Source organism: Citrobacter sp. CK180, assembly GCF_030333655.1.
In the GTDB taxonomy this organism is placed as follows: Bacteria; Pseudomonadota; Gammaproteobacteria; order Enterobacterales; family Enterobacteriaceae; genus Citrobacter_B; species Citrobacter_B koseri.
Map to the genome: position 1 here is coordinate 22405 of NZ_JAOWFM010000002.1, position 12597 is coordinate 35001.

Annotated in this window: 12 protein-coding genes; 4 read left to right on the forward strand and 8 right to left on the reverse strand. The window is 53.8% G+C overall.

The genetic code is table 11. The features are described 5' to 3' along the window. Positions 1–33: 33 nt before the first annotated feature. On the forward strand, positions 34–558 hold the full coding sequence (gene fldB, locus OGV50_RS00120) for a flavodoxin FldB (protein ID WP_012134999.1): 525 nt from the start codon (positions 34–36) through the stop codon (positions 556–558). Positions 559–655: 97 nt separating this feature from the next. Here the strand turns inward: fldB and OGV50_RS00125 are convergent, their stop codons facing one another. Together OGV50_RS00125 and sdhE are read right to left on the reverse strand one after the other, a co-directional pair. Then, on the reverse strand, positions 656–1063 hold the full coding sequence (locus tag OGV50_RS00125) for a protein YgfX (RefSeq protein ID WP_024130921.1): 408 nt from the start codon (positions 1061–1063) through the stop codon (positions 656–658). Beyond that, positions 1044–1310 (reverse strand): FAD assembly factor SdhE, encoded by a 267-nt coding sequence (gene sdhE / locus OGV50_RS00130; RefSeq protein ID WP_024130922.1) that lies wholly within the window; start codon positions 1308–1310, stop codon positions 1044–1046. The genes OGV50_RS00125 and sdhE overlap by 20 nt, the downstream gene beginning before the upstream one ends. 256 nt (positions 1311–1566) lie before the next feature. Between sdhE and ygfZ the strand changes: the two genes are divergently transcribed. Continuing rightward, complete coding sequence (gene ygfZ, locus OGV50_RS00135) at positions 1567–2547, forward strand: tRNA-modifying protein YgfZ (RefSeq protein WP_200092703.1); 981 nt, start codon at positions 1567–1569, stop codon at positions 2545–2547. Between the two features lie 154 nt (positions 2548–2701). Here the strand turns inward: ygfZ and trhA are convergent, their stop codons facing one another. Then, entirely contained in the window at positions 2702–3361 is a 660-nt protein-coding gene (gene trhA / locus OGV50_RS00140) for a PAQR family membrane homeostasis protein TrhA (RefSeq protein ID WP_200092702.1), read from the reverse strand. A gap of 161 nt (positions 3362–3522) precedes the next feature. Next, positions 3523–3834: a N(4)-acetylcytidine aminohydrolase gene (yqfB, locus tag OGV50_RS00145; protein WP_114848307.1), complete on the reverse strand. Its 312-nt coding sequence runs from the start codon at positions 3832–3834 to the stop codon at positions 3523–3525. A 52-nt stretch (positions 3835–3886) separates the two neighbouring features. On the opposite strand from yqfB, the gene OGV50_RS00150 reads away from it, so the two are divergent. Next, complete coding sequence (locus tag OGV50_RS00150; protein ID WP_286488215.1) at positions 3887–4615, forward strand: MurR/RpiR family transcriptional regulator; 729 nt, start codon at positions 3887–3889, stop codon at positions 4613–4615. Positions 4616–4735: 120 nt separating this feature from the next. Continuing rightward, entirely contained in the window at positions 4736–6169 is a 1434-nt protein-coding gene (gene bglA, locus OGV50_RS00155) for a 6-phospho-beta-glucosidase BglA (RefSeq protein ID WP_012135007.1), read from the forward strand. 110 nt (positions 6170–6279) lie between these two features. Here the strand turns inward: bglA and gcvP are convergent, their stop codons facing one another. The 4 genes from gcvP to ubiI all read right to left on the reverse strand — a co-directional run bounded on the left by gcvP (position 6280) and on the right by ubiI (position 12538). Beyond that, positions 6280–9153, reverse strand: coding sequence for an aminomethyl-transferring glycine dehydrogenase (gene gcvP, locus OGV50_RS00160; protein ID WP_286488209.1), 2874 nt, complete (start codon positions 9151–9153; stop codon positions 6280–6282). 221 nt (positions 9154–9374) lie between these two features. Continuing rightward, positions 9375–9764 carry a glycine cleavage system protein GcvH gene (gene gcvH / locus OGV50_RS00165; RefSeq protein WP_012135010.1) on the reverse strand — a complete coding sequence of 130 codons (390 nt, stop codon included), beginning with the start codon at positions 9762–9764 and terminating at the stop codon, positions 9375–9377. 25 nt (positions 9765–9789) lie between these two features. Then, positions 9790–10884, reverse strand: a complete 1095-nt coding sequence (gcvT, locus tag OGV50_RS00170) for a glycine cleavage system aminomethyltransferase GcvT (protein WP_110493846.1) — start codon at positions 10882–10884, stop codon at positions 9790–9792. Positions 10885–11335: 451 nt separating this feature from the next. Then, positions 11336–12538, reverse strand: coding sequence for an FAD-dependent 2-octaprenylphenol hydroxylase (ubiI, locus tag OGV50_RS00175; protein ID WP_047461414.1), 1203 nt, complete (start codon positions 12536–12538; stop codon positions 11336–11338). Positions 12539–12597: the final 59 nt, after the last annotated feature.

The following is a 12597-nucleotide window of genomic DNA, read 5'->3' on the forward strand; positions in this document are numbered from 1 at the left end:
CATCGTCATCGCAAGAATCGAGAGCAGTACGTCATGAATATCGGCCTTTTTTATGGTTCCAGCACCTGCTATACCGAAATGGCAGCGGAAAAAATTCGCGACATTATTGGCCCGGAACTGGTCACATTACACAACCTCAAGGATGACTCTCCGACCTTAATGGAGCAGTACGATGTGCTCATTTTAGGCATTCCGACCTGGGATTTTGGTGAAATACAGGAAGACTGGGAAGCCGTCTGGAATCAACTGGACGATCTCAAGCTGGAAGGCAAAATTGTCGCGCTCTACGGCATGGGTGACCAGTTGGGCTACGGCGAGTGGTTCCTGGATGCGCTGGGTATGCTGCATGACAAACTTGTCACCAAAGGCGTTAAATTTGTCGGCTACTGGCCTACCGAAGGCTATGAGTTCACCAGCCCGAAACCGGTCATTGCCGATGGGCAACTTTTTGTCGGCCTGGCGCTGGATGAAACCAACCAGTACGATCTCAGCGATGAGCGCATCCAGGCCTGGTGCGAGCAAATTCTCGGTGAGATGGCAGAGCACTATTCCTGCTGACCGTTTTGCCGGATAGCGGCGTGAACGCCCTGTCCGGCCTGCATGGCGCACCGAACCGTAGGCCTTAAAGCTGCGCGCCATCAGGCCTTCGTCAGCGTTACCCCTGCGTCGCCTGTTGCAACATTAACCGCCGTAAATCCCGCCACTCGGCGTCATCCATGCTGTCTGCCGCCAGCCACAAGTGCTGACGCTTCCCGCTGTCGGCGCGCAAACGCAGCATCATGCCAGTTTTAAGCATCCAGGGCGGGCCCTGAATCGTCCAGTCTTGCCCTTGCCAACGTAAACGCCCATCCATCAGCAGTTTAATTTCGCCCTGCCGGGTATTAATCCGCCGCTGACTGCGCACACAGTCGAACACCACCAGCGAAAGCAATATCAGCCAGAGCGGCGTGTAGCTCAATGGCCAGGGCATCAATAAAACCAATGCGGCGACAAGCCCATGAATGAGCAAAGAGAGCCATTGTGCGCGCCAGGAGACGCGTAAATCAGATTGCCACAGGACCACGTTCCCGATTCCGTGTCTGGATGAGTTTCACCATTTGTTCCAGCTCTGCATCACCCGGTTTACCGTGGTTCATCAACCAGTTAAATAAATCAGGATCGTCGCATTCCAGCAAACGAACAAAGATGCATTTTTCTTCATCGCTTAAGTTATCGTACTCATGTTCGAAAAACGGCATGATGGAAATGTCGAGCTCACGCATACCGCGACGGCATGCCCAATGAATACGTGCTTTGTTATTAATATCCATGTTCTTCTTCCTGTCTCGCGAAAATGAAGTACCCGGCTATTGTAACGTGTTTTTCATGTTCTTTTACGGGAATCTCCATAAACGGAAGCATGATCGGCAAATAAAACCACATTAAGTCAAAGGGTTCATCGATTTTGCATCGCGCCTCGCAAAGCGGGCGATAAGGCACAAATGGGATGTTTAAACCGCTTGCAATGGGCTATAGCTCTTTTACCATTAGTCACTATTACTGCGTTAAGCAAATCAGGACATTATTATGGCTTTTACACCTTTTCCTCCTCGTCAACCGTCCGCGTCAGCCCGTTTGCCTCTGACGCTGATCACTCTCGATGACTGGGCGCTGGCCTCGATCACCGGCGCCGACAGCGAGAAGTATATGCAAGGTCAGGTCACAGCGGACGTCAACCAGCTTACCGAACAGCAACACTTACTGGTCGCCCATTGCGATGCAAAAGGGAAGATGTGGAGCAACCTGCGTCTGTTCCGCGACGGCGACGGTTTTGCCTGGATTGAACGCCGTACTCTGCGCGAGGCCCAACTGACCGAGCTGAAAAAATACGCCGTGTTCTCTAAAGTCGCGATCACGCCTGACGATGAGCGTGTTCTGCTCGGTATCGCTGGTTTTCAGGCTCGCGCAGCGCTGGCGAATATCTTTAGCGAGTTACCGAACAGCGAAAAACAGGTCGTGAGCGAAGGGGCGTCTACCCTGCTTTGGTTTGAACATCCGGCGGAACGTTTTCTGTTGATTACGGATGTCGCCACGGCTGAATCCCTGACTGAAAAACTGCGTGGCGAAGCGGCGCTGAACAACAGCCAGCAGTGGCTGGCGCTGGATATTGAAGCGGGCATTCCGGTCATTGACTCCGCGAACAGCGGGCAATTTATACCGCAGGCAACCAACCTACAGGCGCTGGGCGGTATCAGCTTTAAGAAAGGCTGCTACAGCGGGCAGGAGATGGTCGCCCGGGCAAAATTCCGCGGTGCGAACAAACGCGCGCTCTGGTCTCTGGCGGGTAAAGCCAGCCGCGTACCGGAAGCCGGAGAAGATCTGGAGTTGCAGATGGGTGAGAACTGGCGTCGTACCGGCACCGTTCTTGCGGCAGTGCAACTGGATGACGGCCAGGTTCTGGTGCAGGTGGTCATGAACAACGATATGGAAGCTGACAGCGTATTTCGCGTACGCGATGATGCGAATACCCTGCACATCGTACCGCTGCCCTATTCGCTGGAAGAGTGAAAAGAATAACGCCTGATGGCGCTGCGCTTATCAGGCCTACGGTTCAGTGCGCCATGTAGGCCGGATAAGGTATTAGCCGCCATCCGGCAGTTGGGTTTCAGGCCCCATCCCTCGTAGGCCGGATAAGGCGTAGCCGCCATCCGGCAACAGTGTGTCAGACCTGCCCTACGTACAGATAGATCGCCAGAAAGTGGCACACGCTGCCGCCCAGCACGAACCCGTGCCAGATTGCATGGTTATAGGGAATGCGTTTGCAGACGTAGAAAATCACGCCTAGCGAATAGACCACGCCGCCGACCGCCAGCAGCGTCACGCCTCCCGCCGCCAGTTTGATCGCCAGTTGATAAACCACAATCAGCGACAGCCACCCCATCGTTAAATACGTTACCAGCGAGAGAACCTTAAACCGGTGGGCAATAGTCAGCTTGAATAAAATACCGAGCAGCGCCAGGCTCCAGATGACAATCATCAGCCCACGCGCCAGCGGCGAATCCAGCCCCACCAGCAAAAACGGCGTATAGGTTCCGGCAATCAGCAGATAGATAGCGCAGTGGTCGAATTTTTTCAGCCAGATCTTCGCCCGCTGATGCGGAATCGCGTGGTAGAGGGTTGAAGCAAGAAACAGCAGGATCATGCTGCCGCCGTACAGGCTGTAGCTGGTAATGGCCGTTGCACTGGCATTCGCGTCTACCGCCTGAACCAGTAACAGCACCAGACCGACAATACCAAACATCAACCCAATACCGTGGCTGATGCTATTGGCAATTTCCTCTGCCAGCGAATATCCCTGTGCGATTAATGGTTTCTGCACCATAGCTTACTCCAAAGAACGTTCACAATCGTGATAGCGTTCCTAGCGTAACTGAGAATGGTTCCAGTGAACACCTGTTAGCTAAAATAAATATCAACTTAAGATTAATCTTTTTAAATCATGATGTTGAAACTTACTTTTCAACTAACAGTTGTTCATTAAAATCAAAGGCATTTAAAATCAATCACATAAAATTGCGTCTGATCCGGGTAAATCCCGGCAATCACATGTTTAAGTTCTTCAAGCGTCATGTTTTCCTGCCGGGCATGTTTTTCCGTCAGCGTCTCCAGCGTGACGGTTGAGGTGCCAACAACCTCAATTGTGCAGAAGTAACCCTCATCTTCGAAGCGTCCAACCCGTAGAATATCCCCGGCTTTGAAGTGTGATTCGGACTCGTCACGAATGGTGATAGTTTTGCGTCCGGCCAGAATGTCATCCTGGAAACGCTGAAAAAAAGTGATGTCATTTGGCTGCATGTTATTATTCCCTGTAGATGAAGTCTGATGAGTGAGTTTTGCCATTGTGAGTATGTTCTCCCACGCTGCCATCGCCAGTCTCAACAATCTTGAGATGCTGGTCTACAACTATGTCATCAAAAACCGTGACAAAGTCATGTACATGACCATTCGCGAACTGGCTGATGCCGTGGGCGTTTCCACCACCACCGTACTGCGCTTTTGTCGCAAACTTCACTGTGACGGCTACTCTGAATTCCGCGTGCGCTTTAAATTATATTTAGAGCAGGATGAGCCGCAACAGGCTAATTTTGGCGCCAGCGAAATTATCAGTTTCTTTAAAAGCGTCAATAACGATGAGTTTGATAAATTACTCGATCAGGCTGTCGATATCATTTTATCTTCCGAACGTATTATATTTGTCGGCACAGGAACCTCCGGCGCGCTGGCAAAATATGGCGCACGTTTTTTCTCTAACGTCGGGAAATTCAGTAATCATATTGACGATCCTTATTTTCCGGTCACCAACGATATGGCAAAAAACGCGCTGGCGATTGTGCTTTCAGTATCGGGAGAGACTGCGGAGATCCTGCGTTTTGCCAGCCAGTTCAGCCTGCACAACTGCAAAGTGCTGTCGATTACCAGCCATGAACACTCGGCGCTGGCAAAGCTGGCTGACTTTAATCTCTCCTGGCATGTACCACAAACCCGTATTGCTGGCGTTTATGATATTACAACGCAGATCCCCGTTATCTATATTCTTGAATCATTAGGCCGTAAGCTGGCGAAAAAATTAGCGTAAAAAAACAAGTTGTTTTTTGGACGTAACAAATTACACCAGCGCTATTTTGTTATATCGTGACTTTTTGCCTTCCTTTGTTAGACTCAAAACCAGATTGTATTAATTTGAGATTGAGCAACAATGAAAAAACTCACCTTACCAAAAGATTTCTTATGGGGCGGCGCAGTTGCCGCTCATCAGGTTGAAGGCGGCTGGAACAAAGGCGGCAAAGGGCCGAGCATCTGTGATGTGCTGACCGGCGGAGCGCATGGCGTACCGCGTGAAATCACCCGACAAGTCGTAGCGGGTAAATATTATCCGAACCATGAAGCGGTCGATTTTTACGGTCACTATAAAGAAGACATTAAGCTGTTCGCCGAGATGGGTTTTAAATGCTTTCGCACCTCCATCGCCTGGACCCGCATTTTCCCGCAGGGTGACGAGACACAGCCGAACGAAGAAGGGCTGAAATTCTACGATGATATGTTCGATGAGTTGCTCAGATACAACATCGAACCGGTCATCACCCTCTCCCACTTTGAAATGCCGCTGCATCTGGTACAGCAATACGGCGGCTGGACCAACCGTAAAGTGGTGGATTTCTTCGTCCGCTTCGCGGAGGTGGTATTTGAGCGCTACAAGCACAAAGTCAAATACTGGATGACCTTCAACGAGATCAACAACCAGCGCAACTGGCGCGCGCCGCTGTTTGGCTACTGCTGTTCCGGCGTGGTGTATACCGAGCATGAAAACCCGGAAGAAACCATGTATCAGGTGCTGCATCACCAGTTCGTCGCCAGCGCGCTGGCGGTAAAGGCGGCACGCCGCATCAACCCGGAGATGAAGGTCGGCTGTATGCTGGCGATGGTCGCGCTCTATCCGTTTTCCTGTAAGCCGGAAGATGTCATGTTCGCGCAGGAATCCATGCGTGAGCGCTATGTGTTTACCGACGTTCAGCTACGCGGCTACTACCCGTCTTACGTACTGAACGAATGGGAACGTCGCGGCTTTAACATCAACATGGACGCTGGCGACGCGGAGATTCTGCGCGAAGGCACCTGCGATTACCTTGGCTTCAGCTATTACATGACTAACGCAGTAAAAGCAGAAGGCGGTAGCGGCGATGCCATTTCCGGCTTCGAGGGCAGCGTGCCGAATCCGCACGTCAAAGCTTCCGACTGGGGCTGGCAGATTGACCCGGTCGGCCTGCGTTATTCCCTGTGCGAGCTGTATGAACGCTATCAGAAACCGCTGTTTATTGTGGAAAATGGGTTTGGCGCCTACGACAAAGTGGAAGAAGACGGCAGCATCAACGACGATTACCGTATCGACTATCTGCGTGCTCACGTAGAAGAGATGATGAAAGCGGTGACGTATGATGGCGTGGATCTGATGGGCTATACGCCGTGGGGCTGCATCGACTGCGTGTCATTCACGACCGGACAATACAGCAAACGTTACGGTTTTATTTACGTGAACAAGCATGACGACGGCAGCGGCGATATGTCGCGCTCGCGGAAGAAAAGTTTTACCTGGTATAAAGAGGTTATCGCCAGCAACGGCGAGAAGCTGTAATTTTTTGCCGGATGGCGGCTAATACCTTATCCGGCCTACAAGTTCTGTCTCCGAATAAAAAAAAGCCGGGTAGCGCTTGCGCTTACCCGGCCTACAGCATGGCAGAGAGATTACTGATATTCGCTCATCGGTACGCAGGAGCAGAACAGGTTACGGTCGCCGTAAACGTCATCAAGGCGTTTCACGGTCGGCCAGTACTTGTTCGCTACCCCCGCCGGGAACACCGCGACTTCACGGCTGTATCCGTGGTTCCACTCCGCGACCAGCTCATTCTGCGTGTGCGGCGCGTTAACCAGCGGGTTATCCTCCAGCGGCCACTCACCGGCTTTCACGCGATCGATTTCCGCACGAATCGCCAGCATCGCATTGATAAAGCGATCCAGCTCCATCTTGCTTTCAGATTCCGTCGGTTCAACCATCAACGTTCCCGCCACCGGGAACGACATGGTCGGCGCGTGGAAACCGTAGTCGATCAAACGCTTGGCAATATCCAGTTCGCTGATGCCGGTTTCTTCTTTCAGCGGGCGGATGTCGAGAATACACTCGTGCGCCACGCGGCCATCGCGACCGGTATACAGCACCGGATACGCGTCTTTCAGGCGGCTGGCGATATAGTTGGCGTTCAGAATCGCCACCTGGCTCGCCTGCTTCAGCCCTTCCGCGCCCATCATGCGGATGTACATCCAGCTGATCGGCAGAATGGATGCGCTGCCGAACGGTGCGGCGGACACCGCGCCCTGACGGGTCAGCATCCCTTCGATCTGCACCACGCTGTGACCCGGAACAAACGGTGCCAGATGTGATTTCACGCCAATCGGCCCCATACCCGGGCCGCCGCCGCCGTGCGGAATGCAGAAGGTTTTATGCAGGTTGAGGTGTGAAACATCCGCGCCGATGAAGCCCGGAGAGGTAATGCCAACCTGCGCGTTCATGTTTGCGCCATCGAGGTATACCTGGCCGCCGAACTGATGCACGATCTCGCACACTTCACGAATGGTTTCTTCGTACACGCCGTGGGTGGATGGGTAAGTCACCATGATGCAGGAGAGATTGTCACCCGCCTGCTCGGCTTTAGCGCGCAGATCCGCCAGATCGATGTTGCCGTTCTTATCGCATGCGACCACCACCACCTGCATACCCGCCATCTGTGCGGAAGCCGGGTTGGTGCCGTGAGCGGAGGCCGGGATCAGACAGATATCGCGATGACCGTCGTTGCGACTTTCGTGATAATGACGAATCGCCAACAGGCCCGCGTATTCGCCCTGCGCGCCGGAGTTCGGCTGCATACACACGGCATCATAGCCCGTCAGTTTCACCAGCCAGTCAGAAAGCTGGTTGATCATCTGATGATACCCTTCCGCCTGATCTGCCGGGCAGAACGGATGCAGTTCCGCAAATTCCGGCCAGGTGATGGGGATCATCTCCGCCGCCGCGTTCAGCTTCATGGTACAGGAACCCAGCGGGATCATTGCCTGGTTCAGCGCCAGATCTTTACACTCCAGCGAGTGCATGTAGCGCATCATCTCCGTTTCGCTGTGGTAACGGTTGAACACCGGATGCGTCAGGATCGCGTCATCACGCAGCATACTCTCCTGGATAGAGCGGCTATCGTGCGCCACGTCTTTATCCAGCGTATCAATGTTCAGACCGTGGTCGTCACCCAGCAGTACAGAGAACAGTTGCAGCACGTTTTCGCGGGTTGTCGTTTCATCCAGCGTGATGCCGACAGCGTTGTGGATGTCGCTGCGCAGGTTGATCTCTGCGGCTTCCGCGCGCGCCAGGACGGCGGCTTTATCGGCCACCTCTACGCACAGGGTGTCGAAGTAATGCGCATGGCGCAGTTTCAGCCCTTTTTGTTGCAGGCCCGCCGCCAGAATGTCGGTCAGGCGGTGAATGCGATTAGCAATGCGCTTCAGCCCAACCGGGCCGTGATAAACGGCATACAGGCTGGCAATGTTGGCCAGCAGCACCTGCGAAGTACAAATATTGGAGTTCGCTTTCTCGCGACGGATATGCTGTTCGCGAGTCTGCATCGCCATGCGCAGTGCGGTATTGCCCGCCGCATCTTTCGATACGCCGATAATACGGCCCGGCATGGAACGTTTGAATTCATCTTTGGCGGCAAAGAACGCCGCGTGTGGGCCGCCGTAGCCCATCGGTACGCCGAAGCGTTGCGCAGAGCCGAACACAATGTCCGCGCCCTGTTTACCCGGCGCCGTCAGCAGCACCAGCGCCATAAAATCGGCGGCCACGCTGACGATAACTTTACGTGACTTCAGTTCGCTAATCAGCGCGCTGTAGTCGTGGACTTCACCGGTGGTGCCAACCTGCTGCAACAGCACGCCGAACACATCCTGGTGATCCAGCACTTTTTCCGCGTCATCGACGATCACATCAAAACCGAAGGTCTCCGCGCGGGTGCGCACGACGTCCAGCGTTTGCGGGTGAACGTCAGAGGCGACAAAGAAACGGTTGGCGTTTTTCAGTTTGCTGATGCGTTTTGCCATCGCCATCGCTTCTGCGGCAGCGGTTGCTTCATCCAGCAACGAAGCGGAGGCCATATCCAGCCCGGTCAGATCCAGCGTCACCTGCTGGAAATTCAGCAGCGCTTCCAGACGCCCCTGCGAAACTTCCGGCTGATAAGGCGTATACGCAGTGTACCAGCCCGGATTTTCCAGCATATTGCGCAGGATAACCGGCGGCAGCTGCACCGCGGTATAACCCATGCCAATGTAAGACGTGAAGCGCTTGTTGCGACCGGCAATCGCTTTTAATTCGGCCAGCGCGGCGTATTCCGTCGCCGCTTCACCTACCTGCGGCGGCATGGCAAGCTGAATGTCTTTCGGCACAATCTGGCCGATCAGCGCGTTTAACGACTCGGCGCCAACGGTATTCAGCATCTCTTGCTGCTGTGCGGCGTCCGGTCCAATGTGGCGTTCAATGAAAGCGCCGCTGTTTTCAAGCTGGCTTAGCGTCTGTGTCATGGGCGATGGTTCCTGAAACGTGCAGTGAATCGTGATTGTCTCTGGCTCAATTGCCCGGTGGCGCTAACGCTTACCGGGCCTACGCGTGCGAAAACGAATACGCAAAATCATTCACGTTGCAGGACGGCGGCGACGCAGAGAACCCCCAGGAGCTTACATAAGTAAGTGACTGGGGTGAGCGAGGAAGCCAACACACCTGCTGCGTGAAGGATGAAGCGTATTTATTCGTCTTCTAACAATGCTTCGTATGCGGTTGCATCCAGCAGCGAGTCGATTTCGCTTTCGTCGCTGGCTTTGATTTTGAAGATCCAGCCACCCGCATACGGCTCGCTGTTGACCAGTTCAGGGGAGTCGCTGAGCGCGTCGTTTACCGCCACAATCTCACCGCTCACCGGCGCATAAATGTCAGAAGCGGCTTTTACCGATTCTGCTACCGCGCAGTCATCGCCCGCCGCAACGGTGGCGCCGACGTCTGGCAGATCGACAAAAACCATATCGCCCAGCAATTCCTGAGCGTGTTCCGTGATGCCAACCGTGTAAGTACCGTCTGCTTCTTTGCGCAGCCATTCGTGTTCTTTGCTGTATTTCAGTTCTACAGGTACGTTGCTCATCAATAAATCTCCAAAAAAGGATGAATCACGCGACGGCTTTGCCGTTACGCACAAAAACAGGTTTAGTGACTTTTACTGGCATTTCGCGGTTGCGGATCTGCACGATCGCCGTCTCGCCAATACCCGCCGGAACGCGCGCCAGCGCAATGCTGTAGCCCAGCGTCGGAGAGAAAGTGCCGCTGGTAATAATGCCTTCCAACTGATTCCCCTGGGCATCGGTAAAGCGTACCGGCAGTTCATTACGCAGTACGCCTTTCTCGGTCATAACCAGACCCACCAGTTGTTCGGTGCCTTTTTCACGCTGGACTTCCAGCGCCTCGCGACCAATAAAATCGCGATCGGCCGGTTCCCAGGCGATGGTCCAGCCCATGTTCGCCGCCAGCGGAGAGACACCTTCATCCATCTCCTGACCATACAGGTTCATACCCGCTTCCAGACGCAGCGTATCGCGCGCGCCCAGGCCACACGGCTTCACGCCGGATTCCACCAGCGCACGCCAGAAATCCGCCGCCTTTTCGTTTGGCATCGCAATTTCATAGCCTGCTTCGCCGGTATAACCGGTTGTTGCAATAAACAGATCGCCCGCCTGCACGCCAAAGAACGGTTTCATGCCTTCCACCGCCTTGCGCTGTTCTTCAGTAAACAGCGTGGCCGCTTTCGCCTGCGCATTCGGCCCCTGTACCGCAATCAGCGACAGGTCGTCACGAACGGTGATGTCGATGGCGTAAGGTTCGGCGTGTTGGGTAATCCAGGAGAGGTCTTTTTCGCGGGTGGCGGAGTTTACAACGAGGCGGAAGAAATCTTCAGTGAAGTAATAGACAATCAGGTCATCTATCACGCCGCCCGAGGCATTGAGCATACCAGAGTAGAGGGCTTTACCGGTCTTTGTGAGTTTCGCCACGTCATTCGCCAGCAGATAACGCAAAAACTCCCGGGTGCGGCTGCCGCGTAGATCGACGATGGTCATATGCGACACATCAAACATACCGGCATCAGTGCGAACTGCATGGTGCTCATCAAGTTGAGAACCATAGTGCAGCGGCATCATCCAGCCATGGAAATCCACCATGCGCGCGCCACAAAGCGTGTGTTGTTCGTATAAAGGAGTCTGTTGAGCCATCTTGTCCTCATTGAATAAGCGGGGCTTACAACCATTTCATGGTGAAATCTTCGCCACGAAACCCGGCGTCGCAGCCACTCCAGGGCTTCGACGCAAACGTTCTCTTTTACCTGAACTTACCACCGAAGCAGACGCTAAACCATAAGGCAAAATTAACCATCACATTAGCTTATGACCAAAAAACGCCAAACCCGCCTCAGCATAAAAAACCATGAAATAAACAAAAAACCTCCATAAACGATAATAAAATACGCAACCATCCCGCACATATCCATATTAAATGTGGAAAAAATGTCAAAAATGACGATAGTTGAAAATCGTAATATTAAAAAAACTAATGCGAAAAGAGAGGTAAAATTAGATTATTTCAAATGAGGAAAGCGTCCCGGCGCGAAGGCCGGGAGAGGAAAATGTGACGGGTTTCAAACTCTCAGAAGCAGGAGGGAAATGCTTAGCGGAGCCACTCAGGCAGATCGTTCAATCCCATCGCCTGACGAATCAGTTGCGGTTTTACGCCCGGAAGAGTATCGGCCAGTTTCAGACCAATATCGCGCAGCAATTTCTTCGCCGGGTTCTCTCCGGCAAACAGTTCGCGAAAACCTTGCATACCTGCCAGCATCATCGCGGCGCTGTGCTTACGGCTGCGCTCGTAGCGACGCAAATAGAGGTATTGACCAATGTCTTTGCCCTGGCGTTGCAGACGTTTGAGTTCATCGATCAACTCTGCGGCGTCCATAAAGCCGAGGTTCACCCCCTGCCCCGCCAGCGGATGGATGGTATGTGCGGCGTCGCCCACCAGCGCCAGCCGGTGTGCGGCAAACTGACGCGCATAGCGTCCCGTCAGCGGGAACACCTGGCGTTCGCTCTCAACGCGGCATAAGCCGAGGCGGTTATCAAACGCGACGTTCAGCGCCCGGTTGAACGCATCCTCACTCGCCTGCTGCATATGCTCAGCGTCCTGCGGAGACAGCGACCAGACAATGGAACACAGATGCGGATCGCTTAATGGCAGGAATGCCAAGATGCCTTCGCCATGAAACGCCTGACGCGCAACGGCGCCGTGCGCCTCTTCGGTGCGGATGGTCGCCACCAGCGCATGATGACGGTAATCCCAGAAGGTCAGCGGAATATCCGCTTTGTTGCGCAGCCAGGAGTTCGCGCCGTCTGCGCCAATCACCAGCCTTGCCGTCAGCATCGCGCCATCTTTCAGGGTCAGGAAGGTTTCATTTTCTCCCCAGGCGACCTGCTGCAATTCAGCCGGCGCCATCAGGGTAATATCCGCTGACTGCTGCGCCTTTTGCCATAGCGCGTAGTGGATCACCGAATTTTCAATGATGTGCCCCAAGTGGCTGTATCCCATGCTTTTGTCATCAAACTCGATGCGGCCAAAGCTGTCTTTATCCCAGACTTCCATACCGTGGTAGCAGCTTGCGCGGCGAGCAAGAATGTCTGACCAGACCCCAAGACGCGTAAGCAGTTTTTCACTGGCGGCATTGATAGCCGACACGCGTAATGCCGGGGGAGCGTCGCTCGCCAGCGGCTGTGGAACGCGCTGTTCCAGAACGGCAACGCGTAAACCGCTGCCCTGCAAACCGCAGGCGACAGCCAGGCCTACCATGCCTCCGCCAACAATGGCTACATCAACACTTTGCACTGTGTACTCCTGAAAATAGGACAATCAAAAACCGTAGGCCGGATAAGGCAAAGCCACTA

What these genes read in the sequence shown, in the direction of transcription:
- fldB (WP_012134999.1), top strand. Translation starts at nt 34, where the DNA reads ATGAATATCGGCCTTTTTTATGGTTCCAGCACCTGCTATACCGAAATG.
- sdhE (WP_024130922.1), bottom strand. Translation starts at nt 1,310, where the DNA reads ATGGATATTAATAACAAAGCACGTATTCATTGGGCATGCCGTCGCGGT.
- ygfZ (WP_200092703.1), top strand. Translation starts at nt 1,567, where the DNA reads ATGGCTTTTACACCTTTTCCTCCTCGTCAACCGTCCGCGTCAGCCCGT.
- trhA (WP_200092702.1), bottom strand. Translation starts at nt 3,361, where the DNA reads ATGGTGCAGAAACCATTAATCGCACAGGGATATTCGCTGGCAGAGGAA.
- yqfB (WP_114848307.1), bottom strand. Translation starts at nt 3,834, where the DNA reads ATGCAGCCAAATGACATCACTTTTTTTCAGCGTTTCCAGGATGACATT.
- OGV50_RS00150 (WP_286488215.1), top strand. Translation starts at nt 3,887, where the DNA reads ATGTTCTCCCACGCTGCCATCGCCAGTCTCAACAATCTTGAGATGCTG.
- bglA (WP_012135007.1), top strand. Translation starts at nt 4,736, where the DNA reads ATGAAAAAACTCACCTTACCAAAAGATTTCTTATGGGGCGGCGCAGTT.
- gcvP (WP_286488209.1), bottom strand. Translation starts at nt 9,153, where the DNA reads ATGACACAGACGCTAAGCCAGCTTGAAAACAGCGGCGCTTTCATTGAA.
- gcvH (WP_012135010.1), bottom strand. Translation starts at nt 9,764, where the DNA reads ATGAGCAACGTACCTGTAGAACTGAAATACAGCAAAGAACACGAATGG.
- gcvT (WP_110493846.1), bottom strand. Translation starts at nt 10,884, where the DNA reads ATGGCTCAACAGACTCCTTTATACGAACAACACACGCTTTGTGGCGCG.